Raw genomic sequence first — 2405 nt, 5'->3', positions numbered from 1 at the left:
ATCCTCTTTTCCATTCTGACAAATCTTTTAACAACCTTTTTTTAAAGTATTTTTTAATCAGCTGATTTTATGAAGGTTGTCGCTAAAGTTTTTTTAACTCACTTTTTATGTCTTAAATCGTCTGCAAGTTGTTGCCAATGTTGATTCAAATCTTCTATATCAATAGGTTTAGCTGCTTTTTGCTCTATCAATCTTCCGTTAACAAAAGCCCTAGTTAGTATCGTTTCTATTAAAAAATCTTCATTATTATAATACGGTTGGTAGATTGTTTTAAGATTAATATTAAAAAAACGTGCCGTTGTATTTGACCAAAAAGCTTTCCACCCACTTTTATAGTCTTTAATTAAATCATAGGTAGCTATTCCTGTTTGACGGTATATTAACTTGACTAATATCTGACCTTGTTTTTGAGAAAGCTTTTTTAATCGATCCTTGAACTCGTTATTAAGGTAATCTTCTACAATTTTTAAATACTTTTTTTTCTCTCTTTCTGTTTTCAAATTTCCCATAGAAGTTTTTAACGACAAAATTCTTTCTGCTGCAATTTTAGCATACGGATATACCTTGTATACTCTATATTGAAGTAATTTATATTCTTTGAGCGCTTCAGGATCCATTTTTTCTCTTGATATCACTACCTCCTCTATTTGTATCGTATCCATTTTAACTGAATCTAATTCTCTTTTTTCTATTTCTTTAGAAGAAATCGTTTGAGAAAAAGAAGGAGTTAGTATTCCTAAAAATAAAAAAAAGCAAAAACGTTTTAACATGATTCTGAAATTTAATTGGTAAAATTAATAGATTATCATAACAACTGTAATGCCAAATTTATATTTTCGCAAAAAAAATAATACCATGCAATCAAATACTATACTTACAGAATCATCAATAGCTTTTTTAGAAAAGTATTTAAACAATCCATCACCAACAGGTTATGAATCGGGAGGACAAAAAATATGGATGGACTATTTGAAACCTTATGTCGACACATTCATTACCGATACCTATGGAAGTGCAGTTGGGGTTATCAATCCAGATGCCGATTTTAAAGTAGTCATCGAAGGACATTCTGATGAAATTTCTTGGTATGTAAACTATATTACCGACAATGGCCTTATTTATGTGATTAGAAATGGTGGTTCAGACCATCAAATTGCACCTTCAAAACGGGTTCATATTCACACAAAAAACGGGATTGTTAATGGTGTTTTTGGTTGGCCTGCTATACATACACGTTTAAGAGGTAAGGAAGAAAATGCTAGTCTGCATAATATTTTTATAGACTGCGGTTGTGCTACAAAGGAAGAAGTTGAAAAATTAGGAATTCATGTGGGATGTGTGATTACTTACCCCGACGAATTTATGATCTTGAATCAAAATAAATTTGTTTGTCGCGCGATTGACAATAGAATTGGCGGTTTTATGATTGCCGAAGTTGCCAGATTATTGAAAGAAAACAATAAAAAACTTCCATTTGGCTTATATATAGTCAATTCTGTACAAGAAGAAATTGGTCTAAGAGGCGCTGAAATGATAACACAAACCATTAAACCTCATGTGGCTATTGTGACCGATGTATGCCATGACACTTCAACCCCGATGATTGACAAAAAAGTAGAAGGTGATTTAGAAATTGGAAAAGGCCCTGTCATTGCCTATGCTCCTGCTACTCAAAATATATTACGAGAATTAATTGTTCGTACTGCTAAAGAAAAAAATATTCCCTTCCAACGTCATGCTTCTTCAAGAGTAACGGGTACCGATACCGATGCTTTTGCTTATAGTAATGGCGGAGTAGCTTCAGCTTTAATCTCTTTATCTTTACGATACATGCACACCACTGTTGAAATGATTCACAAAGATGATGTTGAAAATGTGATTCGTTTGTTATATGAAAGTTTGTTAAAAATTGAAAATAATCATAATTTTTCCTACTTTAAATAAAATTCTAAAGACAATACTCCATTTCAGAGTATTGTCTTTAGAGTAATTTTGTCAAAAATAATATAAATAAACTGACTAGTCCTAAAATAATCGATACAAAGCTTTGAATTACAAAACCATTGAAGAATTTAATAATCGTAACAACATTTTAAAGAATGTCAATTAACTTAAACTGTATTTTTTATATACTTATTTAATTTGTAGCTTTAAAGACATAGTGTGGTCTTTCTTGTGTGGTCTTTCTTGTGTGGTCTTTCTGCTAGCGCGCTTTACATAGCGCTTCTCTTTATGTTCTTTCATAACTTTACTTTTGTGTATCGATATTTCAGGACAAGACACTCCAAAAACAAAAAACCTCTATCAAAATGATAGAGGTTTTAAAAGAAAGGCGGCGACATACTCTCCCACAAGATGCAGTACCATCTGCGCAGTCGGACTTAACTTCTCTGTTCGGAATGGGA

2 protein-coding genes and 1 rRNA gene are annotated in these 2405 nt (G+C 31.9%); 1 reads left to right on the top strand and 2 read right to left on the bottom strand.

Features of this window, described 5'->3' with window-relative positions:
* Positions 1 to 98: 98 nt before the first annotated feature.
* Positions 99 to 770 (bottom strand): DUF4294 domain-containing protein, encoded by a 672-nt coding sequence (locus CLV55_RS12735; protein ID WP_112114174.1) that lies wholly within the window; start codon positions 768 to 770, stop codon positions 99 to 101.
* A gap of 85 nt (positions 771 to 855) precedes the next feature.
* Between CLV55_RS12735 and CLV55_RS12730 the strand changes: the two genes are divergently transcribed.
* Positions 856 to 1944 carry a M42 family metallopeptidase gene (locus tag CLV55_RS12730; RefSeq protein WP_112114175.1) on the top strand — a complete coding sequence of 363 codons (1089 nt, stop codon included), beginning with the start codon at positions 856 to 858 and terminating at the stop codon, positions 1942 to 1944.
* Between the two features lie 383 nt (positions 1945 to 2327).
* On the opposite strand, the gene rrf is transcribed toward CLV55_RS12730, so the two are convergent.
* Positions 2328 to 2405: ribosomal RNA gene (gene rrf / locus CLV55_RS13125) — 5S ribosomal RNA — on the bottom strand; the annotation flags it as partial.

It is taken from the genome of Flavobacterium aciduliphilum (genome assembly GCF_003268855.1).
In the GTDB taxonomy this organism is placed as follows: Bacteria; Bacteroidota; Bacteroidia; order Flavobacteriales; family Flavobacteriaceae; genus Flavobacterium; species Flavobacterium aciduliphilum.
The sequence above is the reverse complement of the archived record's forward strand: the minus strand, read 5'-3'. Positions and strand labels throughout refer to the sequence as shown.

What these genes read in the sequence shown, in the direction of transcription:
- CLV55_RS12730 (WP_112114175.1), top strand. Translation starts at nt 856, where the DNA reads ATGCAATCAAATACTATACTTACAGAATCATCAATAGCTTTTTTAGAA.
- CLV55_RS12735 (WP_112114174.1), bottom strand. Translation starts at nt 770, where the DNA reads ATGTTAAAACGTTTTTGCTTTTTTTTATTTTTAGGAATACTAACTCCT.